This window comes from Leptolyngbya sp. PCC 6406, assembly GCF_000332095.2.
Taxonomy (GTDB): Bacteria; Cyanobacteriota; Cyanobacteriia; order Phormidesmidales; family Phormidesmidaceae; genus PCC-6406.
In genome coordinates this window covers 2179073-2200662 of record NZ_KI913949.1, presented here as the reverse complement: position 1 = coordinate 2200662, position 21590 = coordinate 2179073, and the positions used below count along the sequence as shown (strand labels likewise).

12 protein-coding genes are annotated in these 21590 nt (G+C 46.3%); 10 read left to right on the top strand and 2 right to left on the bottom strand.

Annotated elements, in window-relative coordinates:
* Positions 1–685: 685 nt before the first annotated feature.
* The 4 genes from LEP6406_RS0209920 (at position 686) to LEP6406_RS0209895 (ending at position 9783) form a co-directional block, all read left to right on the top strand.
* On the top strand, positions 686–2185 hold the full coding sequence (locus tag LEP6406_RS0209920; protein ID WP_162160858.1) for a ShlB/FhaC/HecB family hemolysin secretion/activation protein: 1500 nt from the start codon (positions 686–688) through the stop codon (positions 2183–2185).
* 524 nt (positions 2186–2709) lie between these two features.
* A complete protein-coding gene (locus LEP6406_RS0209915; RefSeq protein WP_008316672.1) occupies positions 2710–5289 on the top strand; it encodes a CHAT domain-containing protein in 2580 nt (859 codons plus the stop codon).
* 852 nt (positions 5290–6141) lie between these two features.
* Positions 6142–6795: a DUF928 domain-containing protein gene (locus LEP6406_RS33320; protein ID WP_162160857.1), complete on the top strand. Its 654-nt coding sequence runs from the start codon at positions 6142–6144 to the stop codon at positions 6793–6795.
* A gap of 198 nt (positions 6796–6993) precedes the next feature.
* Positions 6994–9783 (top strand): CHASE2 domain-containing protein, encoded by a 2790-nt coding sequence (locus LEP6406_RS0209895; RefSeq protein ID WP_008308948.1) that lies wholly within the window; start codon positions 6994–6996, stop codon positions 9781–9783.
* Positions 9784–9902: 119 nt separating this feature from the next.
* Here LEP6406_RS0209895 and LEP6406_RS27365 read toward each other — a convergent pair whose 3' ends face one another.
* Positions 9903–11378, bottom strand: a complete 1476-nt coding sequence (locus LEP6406_RS27365; RefSeq protein ID WP_008308942.1) for an ATP-binding protein — start codon at positions 11376–11378, stop codon at positions 9903–9905.
* A 166-nt stretch (positions 11379–11544) separates the two neighbouring features.
* Here LEP6406_RS27365 and LEP6406_RS0209885 point away from each other — a divergent pair, with 166 nt between their 5' ends.
* The 4 genes from LEP6406_RS0209885 (at position 11545) to LEP6406_RS0209865 (ending at position 17889) form a co-directional block, all read left to right on the top strand.
* Positions 11545–12435, top strand: coding sequence for a S66 peptidase family protein (locus LEP6406_RS0209885; RefSeq protein WP_008308940.1), 891 nt, complete (start codon positions 11545–11547; stop codon positions 12433–12435).
* A gap of 145 nt (positions 12436–12580) precedes the next feature.
* Positions 12581–13021 (top strand): YggT family protein, encoded by a 441-nt coding sequence (locus tag LEP6406_RS0209880; RefSeq protein WP_008308938.1) that lies wholly within the window; start codon positions 12581–12583, stop codon positions 13019–13021.
* Between the two features lie 307 nt (positions 13022–13328).
* The gene (locus LEP6406_RS0209875) at positions 13329–15392 is read left to right on the top strand and encodes a cation:proton antiporter (RefSeq protein WP_008308936.1); all 2064 of its coding nucleotides are present in this window, start codon (positions 13329–13331) and stop codon (positions 15390–15392) included.
* A 526-nt stretch (positions 15393–15918) separates the two neighbouring features.
* Positions 15919–17889, top strand: coding sequence for a type I restriction-modification system subunit M (locus LEP6406_RS0209865; protein ID WP_008308932.1), 1971 nt, complete (start codon positions 15919–15921; stop codon positions 17887–17889).
* Here the strand turns inward: LEP6406_RS0209865 and LEP6406_RS0209860 are convergent.
* Positions 17814–19049 carry an ISL3 family transposase gene (locus LEP6406_RS0209860; RefSeq protein ID WP_027268755.1) on the bottom strand — a complete coding sequence of 412 codons (1236 nt, stop codon included), beginning with the start codon at positions 19047–19049 and terminating at the stop codon, positions 17814–17816. The two genes, LEP6406_RS0209865 and LEP6406_RS0209860, sit on opposite strands and share 76 nt — an antisense overlap.
* 123 nt (positions 19050–19172) lie before the next feature.
* On the opposite strand from LEP6406_RS0209860, the gene LEP6406_RS30170 reads away from it, so the two are divergent.
* Entirely contained in the window at positions 19173–20120 is a 948-nt protein-coding gene (locus tag LEP6406_RS30170; protein ID WP_008310054.1) for a V-type ATP synthase subunit I domain-containing protein, read from the top strand.
* Positions 20111–21556, top strand: coding sequence for a restriction endonuclease subunit S (locus LEP6406_RS0209850; RefSeq protein ID WP_008310052.1), 1446 nt, complete (start codon positions 20111–20113; stop codon positions 21554–21556). Before LEP6406_RS30170 ends, LEP6406_RS0209850 begins: the two co-directional genes overlap by 10 nt.
* Positions 21557–21590: the final 34 nt, after the last annotated feature.

Below are 21590 nucleotides of genomic sequence, written 5' to 3'. Positions count from 1 at the left end.
GCTGGATTCACACACAGAGCTGAGCAGTTATAAAATTGGACTCATGCTTGATCAGCCGTGCAGCCTTAACCCGGTATAAGTATCTCGAAAATTGCAACTAGACAGGCATAATGGGGAACAATATGAGGGTAACCTTATTAAGTCAGCGACTCAAAAAAAATCAACAGATATAGCAATCCGAAATCATTTCCGAACAGAAATCAGACTGAAACCCATGCATGCAAGGCACTCTCGTTTCATAAAACAAATAGGATCGCTATCTCTTTTCTGAAAAGTATTTTGCTGGCCATAACCTTCCCTACCTACGCCCATGAGGCTCATAACCAATCATTACCGTCCTGGCCTACTAAAAACATTGTTCTATTTGAGCATCGGCGCTAGCTTGGGCATGTTATTCCCCTCTGTTTGCCTAGCTGTCGAAGCTGAAGCGATCGCGAAAGTTAATCACATGGATTTGGGCACAGACCTTGGGCTTGAGCAAGTACCCATCGGCAAACCCAATCCCCCCTTGCCAATCGCCCAAAGTCAGAACCCGGTGGATTCCATCCTCAATCAGGATGCAACGTCTCCTACCACAAATCCGCTCATAGAAACCGAGCCATTACCACCGCTACCCGAATCAGAGGATCTATTACAACCCTTACCCACAGCTCCCACTGTCCCCCCCGAGACACTGCCTGAGGATGTGCCGACAACCATTACAGTTGAGGTATTTAAGATTGTTGGCAGTACGGTGTTTAGCCAAGAGGAACTAGCGGCAGCTACTGCGGAATTCATCAACCGTCCGATTACATTTAATGAACTATTTCAGGCCAGGGCTGCCATTACTCAATTATATGTGGAGCAGGGATATGTCACTTCTGGAGCTTACATTCCACCCCAAACACTGAATGAAGGAATTGTTGAGATTCAGGTTGTTGAAGGTCAATTAGAAGAGATTATTATTACAGGAAACCAAAGGTTAAATCCCAGCTATGTCAGCAGTCGCCTAGCGTTGGCAGGAGCCCCCCCGCTCAATGTAAGTCGCCTTTTAGAAGGGCTGCAATTGCTACAACTGGATCCCTTAATCGCAACGATTTCGGCTGAGTTAGCTGCTGGCGTTAGTCCAGGGACCAGCATTCTTGAGGTCGAAATTACAGAGGCAGATGCGGTTAGTGCGTCCATTCAACTTGATAATGGACGTTCCCCCAGTGTGGGCAGTTTTCGACGAACCGTCGATTTTGACCATGGCAACTTAACGGGATTGGGGGACCGATTTAATGTGAGTATTGCTAATACTGAAAGCAGTAACTCCGTTGATTTTTTCTATCGTATCCCGGTCAGTCCACGCAATGCAACCCTCAGCTTTGGGACGGGTTTTAGCAGTAGCAAAGTGATTGAAGAGCCCTTTGACATATTAGACATCGAATCAGATTCGCATTATTATGAACTTAGCTATCGGCACCCTGTTTATCAAACTCCTAGTCAAGAGTTTGCGCTCAGCTTGACGACCTCAATTCGAGAAAGTGAAAGTTTCTTTCTTCGTAATTTTGGAAGCGCTATCCCCTTTCCTTCCCCAGGCGCTGATGAGAACGGTAAAACTCGACTATCGGTACTCCGATTTGTGCAAGAGTGGACGAGTCGTAGCCCAGAACAGGTGCTGGCCTTGCGATCGCAGTTTAGCCTTGGCATTGGTGCCTTTGGCGCAACCATTAACGATATTGGGCTAGACAGCCGTTTCCTGAGTTGGCGAGGACAAGGGCAATGGATTCGGCTGTTGGCACCTGATACGCTATTGGTTATACGGGGAGATGTTCAACTAACAGGCGATGAGCTTTTGGCCCAGGAACAGTTTGGCTTAGGAGGACAACAAACAGTGCGGGGGTATCGGCAAAATCAGTTGGTCACCGATAATGGTTTACTCGCTTCCATAGAACTAAGAATTCCCATTCTCCGAATCGAAGATGTGGATGGTATTTTACATATAGCCCCTTTCATTGACTTCGGAAGGGGCTGGAATAATGGATCTCGCCCTAATCCAAATTCTAATTTACTGGCATCAACGGGCCTAGGTTTGCAGTGGCAAATGCAAAATAATTTCTCTGCCCGTATTGATTGGGGTATCCCACTGAACAATGGCAATACCTCCTCTGGATCCTTACAGGAAAGTGGCGTCTACTTTTCCATTAGATACACCCCTTTCTAGTTAAAAGCAGCATCCTCAACGGTCAAACAAAAGTCAATAACCTGTGTCTACACCGGCACTGTCTACCCGAAAGGGAATGGAGCTTGGAAAGACTTACTAAAAGGACAGCTAACGGTGTTGATTACGATTCGATCTGCTAGATGAGAGGATTACTACTAGATATGCCACACTTTTGCCACAATTATCCTTCATCATCAGAGTCAGAGATCCATGGAGAGCAGGCATCAAGTTTTCGAGTGGCGCTGTTCTCCACAGGGTGACGTACCGTTGCCGAGCAATGGTGACCTGAGATCAGAGGTACCCCCTTTGTACGTTCAAGATAGTAAAGCTGAGCCCAGCGTCCTCATATAGCAATCCTACTTGATTTCTGAAGACCTTCGGAGCATGGGTGAAGCGAAGCGTAACCCACGAAGAGGCTTACTCAAAGGCCATGCAGGATCGCTATATAGCCCAATTACCGTTGAAGACAGTAAGATTTTTGTTTTCCTTAGCTCAAAAACATTGAAAAATAAACAATATAACCCATGAAATTTTTAAGAGTGATCCGCCAGTTTACTGTATTTTTCATAGTTGGCATGTGTCTGGCGATCGTGCCACTTTCAGTCCAGGCAAAGGCTTTGCCATTCGCTAAAGTTCAGATCAGTTCTTCTGTTCTTAAGCAAGATTCCATCGAATTATCAAATCCTTCTTCTGAGCTAGAATCTGGTAGGTCTTACTATGCAGCAGGTCGTTTTGACCAAGCGGCAGTCGTTTGGCAAGCTGCCGCTTCTGGTTACGCTGATCGTGGAGAGGTTGCCCAGCAGATACTCTGCCTCAGCTATCTTTCTTTAGCTCGTCAGGCCCTTAGCCAATGGCAGGAAGCAGAACAGGCTATCACCACTGGCTTAGTATTGCTCAACCAAGTATTCGATTCAGTAAATCCAATTTTACATGCACAAGTACTGAATACCCAGGCAAGTTTACAACTCCAATTAGGGCAATTTCAAGCTGCATTAAGGATCTGGGAGAAAACCGAAACTTTCTACCAAGAAGCTGGGGATAATATTGGTGTTATTGGCAGTCGCGTTAATCAAGCTCAAGCACTTCAGCAACTAGGATTTTATCGCCGTGCTAGAGGCATCCTAGAATCTATTAATGAGCAGTTGTCGCAAATGCCAGTTTCAGAACTGAAGGTTACGGCCTTAAGAAATCTTGGCGCAGCCCGACAAAGAGTTGGGGACTATAGAGCCGCTTATAGCATTCTTTCCGAAAGCTTAAGAGTGGCAGATCAGCTTAATGCCACCGGAGAGCGTAACGCGATTCTATTGGATATTGGTAGATTAGCTGCCAACCTAGATAACGATGAAGCAGCTTTAACATATTTTGAAATTGTGCGCAAAGAAGCCACTAGTCCACTGGTTAAACTTCAGGCTCAATTAGAAGAGCTGGAAATTCATCTGAAATCTCAAAGATGGCAAGCTGCTCAAGCTTTATTAACACAAGCTCTAGAAATTTTAAGTGAATTACCTCCTAGCCATGGTTCCATGTATGGAGCCATAAATTTGATATCAAATGTCACTCAGTATGCGGGCTCACAGCAACTGATGTCATCTCAAGATCTTAATCAACTGGCTACTAAGGTCATTAGAAATGCCCAGCAGTTAGGAGATGTTCGCGCCGAAGCATACGGATTAAAGCAGTTAGGAGAGCTCTATATTCAAGCTGGACAAAATGGCGCTGCCATCGATTCAATTCAGCAATCATTGCTGCTAGCCAGATCTCAGCAGGCCAACGATATTGTAGCCCAAGCAGCTTGGCAACTAGGGCGTGTCCTTAGGCAGAATGGACAGTACACTGCGGCAGCCGATGCTTATCAGGAAGCAGTTGAATCGCTGAAATCCTTACGGGGAGATTTAATTGCTATCAATCGTGATGTCCAATTTTCTTTTCAGAATAGTGTTGAGCCTGTCTACCGAGAATACATTTCTCTTCTGCTGACTGAAAATCCTGATCAGTCCGAGCTTGAGCAGGCTAGAAAGCTAATTGAAAGCTTGCAGTTAGCAGAACTAGATGATTTTTTTAGACAAGCCTGCTTAGATACTCAACCCAAAGAAATCGATCAAATTGATCCCAAAGCCGTAGTCATTTATCCAATTATCCTGCCCGATCAGTTAGCCGTCATTGTATCCAAGTTAGGTCAACCCCTCAGCTACTACAGAACATCCATTGACAAAACTAAAGTTGAGGTGACTTTGACGCACTTATTGGAGCTATTGCACCCCTCTTCGGACCATCAAGAGCGTCTACGGGTTTCTCAGCAGGTATATGATTGGTTAATTCGTCCCATTGAGCAACAGCAAGTACTTACAAACGATGAGACATTAGTGTTTGTGTTGGATGGATTGATGAGGAATATTCCCATGGCAACTCTTCACGATGGGAAAAACTATTTAATTGAAAAGTATGCCGTAGCCCTCTCCCCTGGTTTGCAGCTAATGGCCGCCCAGCCCCTCAATCGTGCCAATCTGAGTACGCTAATTGGGGGAATTAGTGAATCCCGCAATGGGTTTAGTTCCTTGCCTGCAGTCGTGAGAGAGGTGACTGAGATCTCGAAAATGGTGGGCGCTTCTCCTTTGTTGAATGAGGAATTTACGAGTAGTGAGGTGGCAAAACAATTGCAAAATAGCTCAGCAAATATCGTCCACTTAGCTACCCATGGACAATTTGGCTCCCAACAAGAAGACACTTTTCTTCTGACTTGGGAAGGGAAAATCAATATTTGGCAACTTTCTGAGTTAATGCAGAGCCGAGGGACTCGTTCTGGTGATGCGATCGAATTGCTGATCTTGAGTGCATGTAATACAGCATCTGGAGATGATCGAGCAGTTTTAGGCTTAGCTGGTTTGGCTGTCAAATCTGGTGCGCGCTCAACCATTGCCACGCTGTGGCCAGTCAAAGACGAAGCGGCTGCTTCATTAATGGTTGACTTTTACGAAAGCTTTCAGCAAGCTGACCTCACGAAAGCGGAAGCATTGCGTCAAGCCCAATTAACTTTGATGAGAGACCCCAGTTACAAAGATCCCTTTTATTGGTCATCCTATGTTCTAATCGGGAACTGGCTATAACGGGCAATAGCATCCGTGAAATCACGCATTTAACCAGATCGACAAATCACAGAAACTTTAAAGATATTGGGGATTGCTTTCTGTTAAAATCTACGTCAGCCCTCAAAAAAACCTAGAAGTACTGCCCATGCTTTGGCGAAGGTCACCAGAAAGCATGTGACGAATTCTGTGTTCCAGAATTGTTTTTGTTCTTTTGTTCCAGAATTGTTTTCTCTCTTCACTTGAGGAAGGTCTATGAAGTCCGATCTATGGGTAAAACTAATCTCTTCATGGGTGCTCACCGCCAGCCTAAGCACCCTGTTGGCTGAGCCAAGTTGGTCAGCATCCTTCCAGCCACCAGCGGATAATACGGCACCTACTGGGTCAACGGGCGGAGCTTCTCGCGGGGAGTTTATTCCTCCTGCGGACAATGCGTCTCCTAGGGGTTCCACGGGTGGAGCTTCTCGCGGGGAGTTTATTCCTCCTGCGGACAATGCGTCTCCCAGGGGTTCCACGGGTGGAGCTTCTCGCGGGGAGTTTATTCCCCCTTCAGACAATGCGTCTCCCAGGGGTTCTACGGGTGGGGCTTCTCGCGGTGAGTTCATTCCCCCTTCAGACAATGCAGCGCCGCATGGTTCCACGGGTGGGGCTTCTCGTGGGGAGTTCATTCCCCCTTCAGACAATGCAGCGCCGCATGGTTCCACGGGTGGGGCTTCTCGTGGGGAGTTCATTCCCCCTTCAGACAATGCGTCTCCCAGGGGTTCCACGGGTGGGGCTTCTCGCGGTGAGTTCACCCCCCCTGCAAGCAACGCAGCGCCTCGCGGGGCAATGGGTGGTGCCTCACGGGGAGAGTTTACCCCCTCAACTGGCAATGTGGCTCCGCAACAGGTGGCTGGCGGCGCTGTTCGAGCAGAGTTTGTGATGTCGTCCAACCAGGTGCCATCTGCTGAGGTGGGCTTGAGCTTCTATGGTGCTAATCCAGGTGCATTTGCATCATTTGCCCTGGTTGCTGTGATGCCTGAAAGCTTCTACGGCACGACGCTATTGGCAAGACCGACGTTCATGACTTTTCTGCCGTCTTCGGCGGCAAGGCAAGTAGTCTTTAGCCTTAAAGATAAAGCGGGTAATTTGGTTTATCGAACTGAAGTGCCTATTTCAGGTGAGGCTGGCATCCTAGCGATTACCTTGCCAGATGATGCTCCTGCGTTAGAAGTGGGCGAACACTACCAGTGGTTTGCAGCGTTAAGGATCAATGGTGTTCTAACCCCTAGTAGCCCTTTTGTAGATGCCTGGGTCCAAAGAATTGAGCCGTCCCCCGAATTGGCAACGTTGTTAGCTGATGGGGATGCCTTAGCTCGGGCCGAGATTCTGGCAGAAAATGGAGTTTGGTATGATAGTGCTGCTTTGTTTGCACAATTACGTTCAGAACAGCCCGATAACTCAGCGATAGCCTGGCATTGGCAAGAGTTTCTGAGCTCCGTTGGCTTGAGTGAGTTATTTGAATCATCCATTATCTCAGCAAGGTAGCTGTTCACTCTAAGCGATTCGAGACCACAGCCCTCCCAGTTTGGAGGGCTTTGGTGTTAAATCCTATGCATATCTTATTAAGTTCACAAGACGGGGCTGTTGAGTTGAAGCCTTGGGAGAGATCAATGACTCGGATTTGGGAATATTAATTGGAAGGACGCTACTTCTTCCCTATTTTAGGTAGGCTTTTTGACACCTATGTTCTCGAAACTGAGAAAACGAGTCAGACATCTTCGAAGTGTTCTCATCATCACTCCCACTGTTGCTATTACGGTCATTGCCGGTAATTTTCTGGGAATCTTTAGCCTACTAGAGTGGGGACTTAGGGATGAGTTTTTTTTCATCCGATCTCAAGAAGGTTTGGATGAACGTATCGTTGTGGTTACCATTGATGAATCAGATATCCAATCCGTTGGCGATTGGCCAATTCCAGATCAGGTTTTAGCAGATTTAATCCGGAAGATTCGAGATCAAAATCCTCGAGTTATTGGCCTGGATCTTTATCGTGATCTCCCAAAAGAACCAGGCTATGCAGAACTTGTGGAGGTTTTTCAATCTACTCCTCAATTAATAGGAGTAGAAAAAATGTTTGGTGATGCGGTACCACCGCCCCCAGTTTTAGCCGAACTTGACCAGGTTGCCTTTGCTGATTTTGTCACAGACAGGGATGGAAACATTCGCCGAGGGCTGCTTTCTGCTGAAAGTAATGGCGCAGTCAAGATGGGTTTGGCCACTCAAGCAGCGCTTAAATATCTTCAAGTAGAAGATATCAAATTAGAGAGCATTGATAATAGCAAAAACCTACATATGCGGTTGGGAAAGGCAATATTTAAGCCTTTGCAAAATCGCACAGCGGGCTATAAACATAAGGATTTAGGGGGGTATCAAATACTATTAAATTGGCGAGGCGCAGAATCGAATTTTCAAACGATCTCTATGCAAGCAGTGCTGGATGGAGATATTGCTAATGACTTGATGCGCGATCGCTTGGTATTTATTGGTTCTATTGCACCGAGTACCAATGATTTTTTCCATACCCCCTATAGCAGTTCGCTATTTGAGGTGCATTCTCGTACATCAGGGGTCATTGTTCATTCCAACTTGGCTAGTCAAATCATTGCTGGGGCTATTGATGGTCGAAAGATGCTAGAGGGCTGGTCTGGTTTAAAGGAATCTATTTGGATCATACTCTGGACCATCGTAGGCTCTGTTGGTAGTTGGCAGTTGCAGGCAGTAAATTATGGAGAAAAAAGGCAAAGGCATCTGATCATTAGTGCCTTAGGAGCTGCTTTATTCCTCTCTGGTTTACTTGTTGTTGGTGCCTATCTCGCCTTTTTAGAAGGTCAGATCATACCTGTTTTTTCCCCTGTTATAGCCTTGATTGTGAGTACTGTGGCAAGCACAAATGCTTTCCATAAACAGCAACTGGAAATGGTAAATGGCAGATTAGAGGCAGCCAATTTAAAGCTTTTGGACTACTCAAAAACTCTTGAAATAAAGGTCACAGAACGCACGAAACAACTGTCAGAAGCCAAGCAAATGGCGGACTCAGCCAACCAAGCAAAAAGCGAGTTTCTGGCCAACATGAGTCATGAACTGCGCACTCCTCTCAATGGCATATTAGGGTACGCCCAAATCTTGCAAAGCCGTGAACCTTTGACAGACAGGGGTCAAAAGGGTGTAGAAATTATTTATCAGTGCGGCAATCATCTTCTGAACCTAATCAACGATGTTCTCGACCTATCTAGGATTGAAGCTAGAAGAATGGAGTTGTATCCCAGTGAGGTTTATTTGGCATCTTTTTTGGAAGGTGTGGTAGGAATTTTTCAGGTTCGTGCAGAGCAGGAAGGCATTGCTTTTCACTATGAGGTGGATAACTCTTTACCAACAGGTTTTCAGGCAGATGAAAAGCGCTTACGTCAAGTCCTGATAAACTTGCTGGGGAATGCATTTAAGTTTACGGATAAGGGAGAGGTGTCATTTCATATCAAAAATTTGAACAATAGCGCTTCTTTTTCTGACAATAGCCCTTGCAAAATCCGTTTTCAGGTCAAGGATACGGGGGTGGGCATGGCTGCGGATCACCTGGAAAAAATATTCCTCCCGTTTGAACAGGTTGGTGATGTCAAGAAAAAGCCAGAAGGAACTGGCCTGGGTTTAGCCATCAGCCACAAAATCATCAGCTTAATGAACAGTGAATTACACGTTGAAAGCAGTCTTGGCAAAGGCAGCTTGTTTTGGTTTGATCTAGAGTTAATGCCTACGGAAACATTCTGGCATCCCATTCAAGAATCGCCAGTCTCTAAGATTTTTGGTTTTGAAGGCTTGCCTCGAACAGTGTTAGTTATAGATGAAAATTCAGAAAGTCGTCTGATACTCAGTAATCTATTGGAATCTCTAGGGATTTCAGTTATTGATGCTGAGAATGTAGATTTGGGCCTGACCAAGGCTGAGTCGCAAAAACCCGATTTGACAATTGTTGATTTAATGCCGTTGACAACGGAAGGAAAAGATATTTTACAACGCCTGAAAAAGTCGCCGAAAACTGGAGATTTACCCTTAGTTGTTACCTCTGCAAATGCACTTGATTATGCCGAAAATAAAAATTTGCCAGAAGGTATAAGTGCATTTCTGTCTAAGCCAATTGACTTCAAAAAATTACTTATAGTATTAGAGATGCAGCTTTCCCTGGAATGGATTTTTGATGAGCATGAAAACCCCAAGGTTGATCCAAAACTGTTGTCTTTAGACAAAGTTAGTGATGCCAATGAAATCAGTTTGCCACCCCATGAAAAGTTGCTGATTCTCTATCAACTCGCGCAGCAGGGAAGAGTTAAGGCATTGCGATCGCAGGTCGCGATCATTGAAAGTGAAGGTGCTGAATACCCTGCTTTTTTGGGAAAAATAAATCAATTGTCAAAGGCATTTAAGGTGGAAGAGATCCAAGAGTATATCGAGCAATATTTAGACTCGGCTGACGCAAAATAGTCGCGGCCAATCAGCCACCCATTGGCCGACTAGATCGGGGAGATCCCCCGTCTGCGAATTTTCCGGCGCAAGCAAACCCTCATGGCGAGCCAGAAATAATGGCTCGCTGATTAGGGCGCTCATTCTTTCTGAGGAAGCTGCTGAATAGGGATGTCAATGCGGAAGGCCACCACTTCGCCGGGATAGGAAATGCACTTGAGGGAGCCCCCGTGCTGCTCCACCACAGTCTGGTAGCTGATGGATAGCCCCATCCCTTTACCCTTGCCCACAGGCTTGGTGGTAAAGAAGGGATCAAACATCCGCCGCTGTACCGCTTCGGGGATGGCGGGGCCGTTGTTAGCAATCTCAATGCGAATCCAGTCTTGGGTGACTACCTCGGTACGGAGGGTGATGGTGGGGGTGATGAGCAGGCTCGCCACTGAAGGGTTACTGATCTGCAATCGCCGTTGCTCCGAGAGAGCATCTAGGGCATTGGTGAGCAGGTTCATAAACACCTGATTGAGCTGGCCGGGGTAGCATTCCACCTTGGGCAGATCGCCATATTGCTTGACCACTTGTACGGTGGCTTCTTGATCTCCGCCTCGGAAGCGATTGCCCAAAATTGTCAGGGTGCTATCCAGTCCCTCGTGGAGGTCTACAGTTTTCATTTCCGCCTCATCCAGGCGGGAAAAGTTGCGCAGGGAAAGGACAATTTCGCGGATGCGCTCGGTGCCAATGCGCATGGAGGCCACTAGCTTGGGCAGATCCTCCCGCATAAAGGGCAGATCCACCGCATCCAGGTAGTCCTCTAGGGCCGGAGGGGTGTGGGTTAAGTGCTGCTGATAGGCATCCATCAACCCCAGTAAATCCTGTACATAGGCATCCACATGAACCAAGTTGCCATGGATGAAGTTGACGGGGTTATTGATCTCATGGGCTACCCCGGCTACCAACTGGCCTAGACTGGACATTTTTTCGGTCTGGACGAGACGGCTCTGGGTCGTTTGCAGTTCCATCAGCGTGGCGGCGAGCTGATCTGCCTGGTCTTTGAAACGATTGCGGGAGTTCTGGAGATCGCTCTCGTAGCGTTTACGGGCGGTGATATCCCGCAATACCACCACGGCCCCAGCGATATGGTGGTCACTGCCGTTGAGGGGGGTGGCGCTAACCCGCAACCAACTCACCGCCGCGATGTGAGGATGGCGCAGGTGGAGTTCTATGGGGTTGCCCGGTTCTCCCCGCAGCACCCGAGAGAGGGGAAAGTCTTGCCAGGGATAGGGGCGATGGCTACCGGAGGTGGGTACGCCAACTCGATCTGCGGCTTCGACACCAACGGCAGCGGCCCAGGCTTCTAGGGTTTCACAGGCGGGATTGAGGCCCAGTAGATCAAAAACCGCCTCGTTGACGTAGAGGGGCTGCTCTAGGGCATCGACCAGCAATACCGCATCCTCTAGACTGTCGAGGATGGCTTGTAGTCGCCCGGTGCTGAGATCCTTGGGCTGAAACGTGGGGGATAGGGTGCCGAAGGCGGTACGAATGGGTTCGCTGACTGCCGTAATCGGCGCCCCCAGGGTCAGGAGGGTATGGTCAAGGGTGGAAGCGGGGCCGCTCAGCATGGTGATACAGGGGGTAAGACGGTGATGGTCCTACGGTCTTCTACAGGGTAGGTGCGATCGCATCAGGCAGCTTAGGGAAAACTTTAGACGCTATCTTGGATCTTGAGGTTCTCTGCCGGAAGATTTTCCGCTAGATGGGTCAGCCTGACTTCGACGGACTCTAACCATGCTCTCCTGCCGTTTGCCCTCAGCCCTAAAACCTGGCGATCGCCTGCGGGTGGTGGCCCCCAGTGGGGCACTGCGAGAATTAGATGCCTTTACCGCTGGGGTAGAGATTTGGCGATCTCGGGGGTATGTGGTGGAGTTGCCCCCAGACTACGACCAGGGTTGGGGCTATCTGGCGGGGACCGATGACCAGCGGCGTCAGGGGCTCTTAGAGGCACTAGCAGATCCCCACTGTCGGGGAGTACTCTGCACTCGGGGAGGTTTCGGGGGTACACGACTACTGGAGGAATGGCAGTGGCCCCTAGGGGAGCCGAAGTGGCTGATTGGCTTTTCTGATATCACCAGCCTGCTGTGGAGTTGGGCAGGGCAGGGGGTGGCGGGGGTCCATGGCCCCCTGTTGACCACCCTGGCGGCGGAGCCCGACTGGTCTCGCCAGCGTCTCTTTGACTGGGTAGAGGGCAATGCTCTGTCGCCGTTGACGGGGCAGAGTTGGGGGACTGGACGGGCACGGGGACCACTGCTGCCGGCCAATCTCACCGTTGCCACCCACCTGTTGGGGACGATCCACGAGCCGCCCTTGCGGGGGGCCATTCTGGCTCTAGAGGATGTGACGGAAGCCCCCTATCGCCTAGACCGGATGTTGACCCACTGGCGCATGATGGGGAAGCTGCAAGGGTTAGCTGGGGTGGCTCTGGGTCGCTTTAGTCGCTGTGACCCACTAGAGAATGTCCCTAGTTTCACCGTGGTGGAGGTGCTCAAGGACCGCCTCAGGGATTTGGGCATTCCTATCCTGGCGGAGTTGCCCTTTGGACATGACGGCGTCAATGGCGCGTTACCTGTGGGGGTGATGGCGACCTTGGATTGCGATCGCGGCACCCTTTCGATTCCCTGAGGAGAAAACCGGATGGATCCGTACGTTATTTGACCGCAGATCCCTAGGCGCGATCGCAGAACCGCCAAGTTGTTCAAAGGTTAAGTCTGATGCCGCCTTGGGGGGGACTTTGTTAGGCTGCTAGAACGGTTCCCAGTGTAAATACATGGCATATCCAGAAGATCCCCATCCCGCCGATGCCAACTCTCACCCTCCCCAGCCCCCATTGGGACAGCCCCCACCTTCTCAGCTAGAGCAGCAGCGTCTGCAACGGGAAGCTGCTCGCCATGCCCAAGCCCGTCGGGTGACCGTGCTGGATAAGTTTGTTCAGGGCATCATCTATCTAGTGGTATCCCTAGAGGTACTCCTAGGGTTGCGCTTTATGTTGCGCTTGACTGCGGCCAACCCGGATAACACTTTTGCCGGGGTCATTTATGGTCTCTCCGACCCTTTTGTAACGCCTTTTTCGACTCTGTTTATCAGCCCTACTGTCAGCGGTAGTCAGCACATCTTTGATATCAATGTGTTAGTAGCCATGACTGCCTATCTAGCTCTATTGGGCCTATTTCTAGGATTTCTGCGAATTTTTATTGACTCCCGCCCCTAGGTGCACCCCCTGCACAGGAATAAGGTTTCAGCAAGGAAAGTTTACAAGACTTGCCAAAAATAGGTTTTTCTGCTCAAATATCAATTGATCAGCCTATATTCTTGGAAAAGTTAGCATAGACACACGTAAATAGAATGATGCTATGGCGGGTGTCTGGCGGCGGTCTCTGGAATTGGCTGAGTCGTATCTCCTAAATAACTCCTGTATTACGTGGGTGAGTGCGAACTCGCCCACTTTTTTGTATGTTGAGTCCCGTGGTCTTTTCCAGCTATTGATTTGCCTAAGATTCCCCGGATAGAGCTGCCCTATGGAAACCTTTAGATCCCTGGTTTTAGAAAGTCCCTTGGCGGCCTTTACCATCATGCTGCTGGTAAGTCTGACCTTGCCCCAGGTGTTTGAACGCCTTCGTCTGCCGGGGTTGGTGGGGCTGTTGTTTGCAGGGGTAATTCTAGGGCCGAATGTCTTGGGGTTGTTAGATGCCAATGGAGAAACGGAAAAACTCTTCTCGGACATTGGCAAGATCTATCTGATGTTTGTGGCGGCGCTGGAAATCGATCTCAAGGAATTTAGCCGCAGTCGCGATCGCTCCCTGACCTTCGGCTTTCTGACGTTTGCGGTGCCGATGATTGGGGGCACGCTTCTGGGACGTTGGATTGGCTTTGGCTGGAACAGTTCGGTGCTAATTGGCTCCCTGATGGCCTCCCATACCCTGTTAGCCTATCCCATTGTCATGCGCTTGGGAGTATCGCGTAATGAGGCGGTAACGGTGACGGTGGGGGCCACTATTTTCACCGATATTGCTGCATTGTTGGTCCTGGCGGTTTGCGTCTCTATCCATGGGGGCGAATTTTCCACCTTGGCCTTCACGGGACAGTTGATTAGTTTGGCCATCTACGCAGCGGTAATTTTGTTTGGCCTCGACTGGGCTGGTAAGCGTTACTTTCAGCAGGCTGGTGATGATCAAGGCAACAAGTTTTTGTTTATTCTGCTGGCGGTTTTTCTCTCGGCAGCGGGGGCTCAAATTATCAATGTCGATAAGATTGTGGGGGCTTTTTTGGCGGGGTTGGCGGTCAATGACGTAGTGGGGGATGGCCCGGTTAAGGAAAAGGTAGAGTTTTTTGGCAGCGTCCTCTTCATTCCCTTTTTCTTTATTTGTATGGGGTTGCTGCTGGATGTACCCATTTTTATCGAGGCTCTGACCACCCGCCTTGCCGTGACGGTGGGCATTGTGGCGACGCTGATGCTCACTAAGTTAGGGGCAGCTGCGATCGCGGCCAAACTCTTTCGCTATAGCTGGACCCAAATGTGGACCATGTGGTCCCTATCTCTGCCCCAAGTAGCCGCTACCCTAGCCGCCGCCCTAGTGGGGCTTCAGGTGGGCTTACTCACCCCTACGATTTTTAACGGCGTGATTGTGTTGATGCTGGTCACCTCCTTGGCGGGATCCATTATCACCGGACGGGTGGCCCGAAACCTGCCCCTCTCCTCCCCGATAATCCATTCCACCCACGAGGATGACTGGGCTGACTGGCTGGTGCCGGATTTACCGAAGGCAGGTCCGTTTACCGTGGTGGTTCCCATTTCCAACCCGGTGACCCAGCGCTACCTGATTGAGATGGCAGCCCTGATTGCCCGCTATAAAAAAGGGCAGATTATCCCGGTTGCCATTGCTCCGGCCCATGTACATATGGACGACCCCAAACTGGTGGCGGATCTGGGGCAGGCCCGCCAGCTACTCCGTGCCGCCGAGGCCATCAGTACCAGCCTGGGTACCCCGGCCTACCCCCGCACCCGCATTGGGGATGATGTGGCGGCGGGCATTAGTCGCACCGCTCGGGAGCAAAATGCCCAATTGATTGTGATGGGTTGGAGCCCTTCCCAAGGACTGCGCGCCAAATTGTTTGGCACCTTAATTGACGATGTGTTTTGGGCGGCCCACTGTCCGGTGGCGGTGACCCGGCTGAAAACAGAGCCTGTGAATATGCGTCGGATTCTCATTCCGGTCAAAACCATCACCCCCCAAACCATCCGCACCATCCGCTTTGGGCAGGTCTTTGCCGATACCCATGCGGCGGCGATCATTCTGCTTCATGTCTGCGATCGCCATACCCCCGAATCCCAGATCGTGGCCTTCAAACAAGCCCTGGAAGACTCCATCCAGCAGGGGCCTGCGGTGAACTATGAGCTAGAGGTTTCGTACCACGATGATCCTGCCGCCGTGATCCTAAAAGCTTCTCGCACCATGGATCTGGTGATTCTGCGATCCATGCGGCGGCGCACCGCTGGGGGACTGGCAGTCAGCGATGTCACCCATGAAGTCTTGGCGGGTCTCACCTGTTCCGTCGTGCTGTTTGGGGAACCCCACACCTGACCCTGCCATGGCATGAGTCATGCCCCCGATGTGCTCACCCAGACCCGTAAGGATGCGGGCGCAGATTTCAGCATCAGAACTAGGATTGATGAGTATGCGACTCCGCTCGAAGAAGCACGGATACTCGGAGGATCAGCGGATGCCGTGGGCTACCTCGAAAGCAACACCGAATAAGGCATCGCTCCTAACGCCTGACGCGCCTTCAGTTTTAGTCGCTGCTGTGTAGCCAGCCTCCTTGCTAGCGAACCAGGTTGGCCTAGGCTGGGTCTCACTTTGTTTGACCCAGCATCAGTAGAAACCCTAAACAACTTGAGCGTCATGCTGGAGAGATGATTATACTGAATCATTCCACCTAATCACCCCTATAGGGGTGTTAGGCAGACGTATTTCCACCTAATCACCCGATACGGGGATTTAGACTGACAGATTTCCACCTAATTACCCGTATGGGGGTGTTATACAGAACGATTCCCTCTAATAAGAGTTAGGCATAACCCGAAAAAGTACTTACAGGAATGGAATATAGATGAAAGAGTGGAAACAGCATATTGAACAGCGACTACAAGAACAGAAAAACAGTGTTGCAAAAATCAACATTGACAAAGCGACTGTTCAGTATTCCGAGAAAATAAAGCAAAACAGAGTTCTAAAGTCCTTGACAGGTGACGAAGAAATTGTAAGGGCATTTCTAATTGACCGATTAGTAAATGAACTTGACTATAAACCTGAGAACATTGAAATTGAAAAAGAATATTCCGTAAAAGCAGGACACGGAAAATTAACACCCCGAATAGACGTCATCGTTAAAGACGACACAGGAAATCCATTCTTTTTCGTTGAAACCAAAGCACCTGACAAGTTTGAAAAAGACAAAGAAGAAATTGAAGGGCAACTTTTCTCATTGGCATTAGCAGAAGAAAAAGACTTTAAAACCAAAGTTAAATATTTAGTTTACTACACAGCCGATTTACAAGACGAAGGCATTTTAGACAAAGCAATTATTATTGACTATGAGAAATACCGAAACTACACCGATTGGGAAAATGATGGCTTTATTTCTATTGGAACAGAAATTACAGCAGGTTACGGCGAACCTAAGAAACAACCTTTAATCAAAGGAGATGAAAAACACGACTTAAGAACTAAAATCAATCGTGAAGAAATTGAAGGACTGGGAAGAAACCTTCATAATGTTCTTTGGGGCGGCGGCGGAACAAATGATAGTGAAATTTTCTATTCACTGGTAAATATCATTCTTGCTAAAATTCAAGACGAATATGAAAAGGAAGACGGACAAGAATATGATTTTCAAATTTACCAATACGGAAATCATGTTGAAGGATCTGAAAAGGTTTATGACCGAATAAACCAACTTTATAAACGAGCATTAAAAGAACAACTCAATGTTTCAGAGCAACAAAAAATAGATGATGATAATGTCATCAACCGAAATAAGTTTTCGTTGAATAAGCTCATTTATACTGTTCAATCCCTAGAGAGCTTTTCATTTTTGGAAGGTCGTAGTTCTTTGGACGGAAAAGACATTTTGGGTGATTTCTTTGAAAGTATTACAAGAGACGGTTTCAAACAAAACAAGGGACAATTTTTTACCCCTACCCCAATCGTTAACTTTTTGCTTTACGCTTTACAAATTGACAAATTAGCAATTGACCGACTGAACAAAGACCGAGAACTACCGCTTATCATTGACCCATCAGCAGGTAGCGGTACATTTTTGGTAGAAGCAATGAAATTGATAACCAAAGAAGTTAAATACAAACAGAAAGAAAAACTCAAATCAAGCCGACAAATAAAACAGCGTTACGAGGAGCTTTTTACGCCTGATTATGCCGAGAACAAATGGGCAAAAGAATATCTCTATGGTTCTGAAATCAATTTTGACTTGGGCACAGCTTCCAAAGTAAATATGATTTTACACGGTGACGGCTCAACCAACATTTTTGTAAAAGATGGTTTGTTGCCTTTCCGTTTCTATGTAAAAGAAACATCCCCCAATTATTTAGAAACTGCAAACCCTGAAACGCTATACAACGACAAAGAAGTAAACGCAAAATTTGATGTTGCCATAAGCAACCCTCCTTTTAGTGTTGATTTAGATACACAAACTCAAAGAGAAGTAAAAAATACCTTTATCTTCGGTGGCAAAAAGAATTCCGAAAACTTATTCATTGAGCGGTACTACCAGCTTTTAAAGGAAGGCGGTAGATTAGGCGTTGTGCTTCCTGAAAGCGTTTTTGATACTACCGAAAACAAGTATATACGTCTATTTCTTTTCAAATATTTCAACATAAAAGCAATCGTAAGTTTACCGCAAGTTACTTTTGAGCCTTACACTTCTACCAAAACAAGTCTTTTGTTTGCCCAAAAGAAAACCAAAAAACAAGGGCTCTTCCGGTCTGGCTATGGTGTTTCAAAAGGAAATACCCACGGCAACAAAGCTCTTAACTTGAAATTGTCAAAATTGCCAAAGCCATAACCTAATCTCTTGATCAACTTAAGCTTGTTATTTATTCCCTCCACAACCCCATTAGTTATTCTCAGTTCAAAGTATGATGTCACCTCATCAAACCATCGTTTAATCGTGCCACAACTCTGATTGAAAAATGTCGATGAATCCGCCATCCAGTCCAGTAACTTTAACGTCCCTTCTGCCCAATTCTCGAAGGATTCAAAGATTTCTCTGAACTCTTCTTTCAATCGATGCATCGTTGCTAATTTAGGGGATACTTCGCTCACTTCTATGAGCTTCTTCTTCTGTTTCTCATTCAAATTCCCTTCGTTCTTTAGTAACGCATACTTACTGCCATTAAGACCCTCTATGACGCGCTCCCTCTCAGCCTTTTTTGCGATCTTCTTGGCCGCTCTCTTCTCCGCTTTCCGTTCGTTATCTAACTCCTCATTGACGAGTTTGGTGACATGGAATCTATCCGCGACAATGGTCGCATTCGGCATCATCTCTTTTACCAAACTTTGGTAGGGCTTCCACAGGTCTATGCTCACCCCTTCAATCCCCTCAAGCACCTCTGGTCCCCATTGGCTAAGGACTTGGCGCAATCCCTCTTGTGTTCGTGAGGGTAGAAGGGTGATCGGCTGGTGCGTCTCTAGGTTCACTAGCACCCCATAATAGTTACCCTGACCTTTGACGACCGCTATCTCGTCTATCCCGAGATATCTAATCGGTTCTGGGCTCTCGGGTAAATACGCCTTTCCGGCATCCTTTATCATCGTCTCAATCTGCTCGTCACTCAGCCCTGTCCGAGCCGCCACACTGTGAATGCTACTCCCTAACACTTGGCCGACAATCTGCTTCGCTAGCCGCTGCGTATACAACCGCCTTTTCTTAACAAAGGCCAGTTCTTCGCTAAACACTTGTCCACATTCCTGGCACCAAAACTGGCGGCGATTGACTCGCAACACTACGGGCTGTTGATTCCACGGCAAATCCTCAATGTTATACCGATGATTCTCATGCAAATGACGACTTCGCTTCCCACACCGGGGACACTCTGCATCTCGGCGGGTGGGGCTAATTACAAAAAATAGCCCCACCCCATCTATCATTGTCATATCCTCTACTTTTGTCTCAGGAAGACCCAGTAGCTCTGTCAATTGCCTCGCGTCAGATTCTGTGATCATGGCGCTCACCCATATATGGCGACTTTCTCTCACCCTTTAATTCTAGCCAATCCCTTGTATATCAAACACTTCACGCCTTTCTAGCGTTTATTTCTCTCTCCATTTCCCCTGCTCAGTAGCCCTTTGTCCATAGCCAGACCGGAAGAGCCAAAACAAGTAGAGCAATGGAATGAGCTTTGGAATAAACATGGAAAAGAATGGGCAAAACTTAAAACCCGTGTAGTTCGCTATTATGACTACTTTGTAAATGAAGTCAAACTAAGTAAAAAGTATGCGTGGGCAAAAGAACTCACTACTGACCTGAATAAACTTTTGGAGAATGAAGATAAGGAAGCTATTGAGGTCATTAATAAGGAAGATTTGGAACACATTAAAACCAATATTAAACGTTTTTTGAAGGACTACATAACCCCCGAAGATGAAACATTAGATCCAAAAAAGTTACTTACTAAATATAGTGAAGAAATAAACAGTCTATCAAAATTTGAAAAAGAAACTGATGTATTTGGCTTTTACAATGCTTGGTGGGTATTTGGCGAAGTAGCAAAAGAAATGAATTATGATATTTTTATGGCAGAAGCTGAAAATGTCGGCTACAAACGAACCAAACGGGGTGAGAACCCAATGCCAAATGACCTTTACAATTTGGAGTATGCACCTAATACGATCAAAACAGAGGAAATTATTGAAAACTATGATAAAGACATCAAGATTTTGAACGCGCAGCTCAACGAACTGAAAAAAGAATTAGAAGCTGCAAATCAGAAAATTGAAGATAAAGAAACCGAAGCGTTGAGAAAGAAAGCAGAAAAACTCAATGCGGACATTGAAATACAAATTGCAAAGATTGAACAAGCAGAATCAGAAAAATCACAGGTAATTGAAATTTTCAAGAAGTATTATGAAAATGATACTTTAAAGGCTGAGTATATAGAAAGAATAGATCTTGAGCTTATTAAGCATTTCAAAAATGGTGTACTTTCTCGCTATAAAAGTGATGACATTGTGCTTCGCTCAACTAACTTGCTAACCATATTAGACAGCCTTAGAAAAGAGGTGATATGGGAGTAGTTTTTAAATCCAAATTAACAAGTGTTGCATCAAATATTGGCTTTCGTTGCGACTTTAGATTTCATGATTACGTGCAGAAAGATGTTGATTTTAAGATTATTCGTTTTTCAAAATTTATTGCTGAGATAGGTAATGGAAAGGATATATCGCCTGATAATTATGAAGACTTCAATTCATCAGATGTAATCTATCCTACAGTAAACAACTTTAAAGGTGGTGAAATTAGGTTTAGCGATGTCACGTTTATAAGAGACTCCTATTCAATTTCAAAAGAATTAGAGGATGGCGATATTATAATCAGTCGCTCGGGAACTGTTGGATTAACTTATGTCTGGAATAAAAAAGAAGCTAATTTGTATTTTGAAAGAGAAGTAAAGGCCATACCTTCAGGCTATTTGATAATTGTAAAAGTTGATACAAAAACTATTGTTCCACATTTCATCAAGCTATTATTTAACTCTGATTATTACAAAAAATATTTTAGTGTCTTTGGTGTAGGAAAGACTCAGAAGAATATAGCTCAACCTGATATATTATCAATCCCAATACCTTTAGTAGAATTTTCAAAGCAAAACGAGCTATTAGAAGAAATAAAGCCACTTGAAGCTGAAATTTTAGAACTTAAAAACTTAAAACCACGAACCCTAAACATTATTAATCAAGTTTTTGGAGACTACTTCAAAATTGATCTTGATGAAGTATATGAATTAGAAAAAACTAAAATCTTGCCTACTTCATTGAGCAACGTTGGTTCATATAATCCATCCTTAAGAAGTGGACTGAGATGGAACAAATTGCAATACATTCAATCAATTCTTTATTCTGATATTGATTGTATTCAAACGCTCGGTCGTTTTATTAGATCTACAAAAAATGGATGGAGTCCATTATCGGTTGAAGGCGGTGATGGTATTCCAGTTCTAGGTCAAGAAAACTTTAGTTTTGATGGTGTGCTTAGAATTGAACCATCAAAATTTACAGAAGAAACTCGCAACAATATCGAAGACTTCTTTATTCAAAAGGGTGACTTTTTTGTAAGCAGGGGTAATACTGTTGATTTAGTAGCTCTTGCATCAATTGTGAACGATGATATAGAAGAAAATATAATATTCCCAGACTTATATATAAGAGTTAAATTAGACGAAACCTATATTGAAAAACAATATTTAAGTTGCATTTTTAATTCTGTCATAGGTAGATTGTATTTTAAGTATGTTGCAAAAGGGAAGAACCAAACAATGGTAAAAGTATCATCAACTGAACTTTTAAATTTTAGACTTCCAATTCCAGAATTTGAAAAACAGATCGAGATAGTTCAAGCCGTAAAAATCAAGCTTGATGAACAAAAAGAAATAGATCGACAGATTGAAGAAAAGCAACAGACAATAAACAAAATAGTAGAAATTGCTATAAGGCGCGAACAAATAGATGCCTAACAACGCCCATGCACACCGACCGTTGAGAGGTTAT

Coding starts and splice junctions, on each gene's coding strand:
- LEP6406_RS0209895 (WP_008308948.1), top strand. CDS start 6,994: ATGTTCTCGAAACTGAGAAAACGAGTCAGACATCTTCGAAGTGTTCTC.
- LEP6406_RS0209875 (WP_008308936.1), top strand. CDS start 13,329: ATGGAAACCTTTAGATCCCTGGTTTTAGAAAGTCCCTTGGCGGCCTTT.
- LEP6406_RS0209885 (WP_008308940.1), top strand. CDS start 11,545: ATGCTCTCCTGCCGTTTGCCCTCAGCCCTAAAACCTGGCGATCGCCTG.
- LEP6406_RS0209865 (WP_008308932.1), top strand. CDS start 15,919: ATGAAAGAGTGGAAACAGCATATTGAACAGCGACTACAAGAACAGAAA.
- LEP6406_RS0209860 (WP_027268755.1), bottom strand. CDS start 19,049: ATGATCACAGAATCTGACGCGAGGCAATTGACAGAGCTACTGGGTCTT.
- LEP6406_RS27365 (WP_008308942.1), bottom strand. CDS start 11,378: ATGCTGAGCGGCCCCGCTTCCACCCTTGACCATACCCTCCTGACCCTG.
- LEP6406_RS0209915 (WP_008316672.1), top strand. CDS start 2,710: ATGAAATTTTTAAGAGTGATCCGCCAGTTTACTGTATTTTTCATAGTT.
- LEP6406_RS0209880 (WP_008308938.1), top strand. CDS start 12,581: ATGGCATATCCAGAAGATCCCCATCCCGCCGATGCCAACTCTCACCCT.
- LEP6406_RS0209850 (WP_008310052.1), top strand. CDS start 20,111: ATGGGAGTAGTTTTTAAATCCAAATTAACAAGTGTTGCATCAAATATT.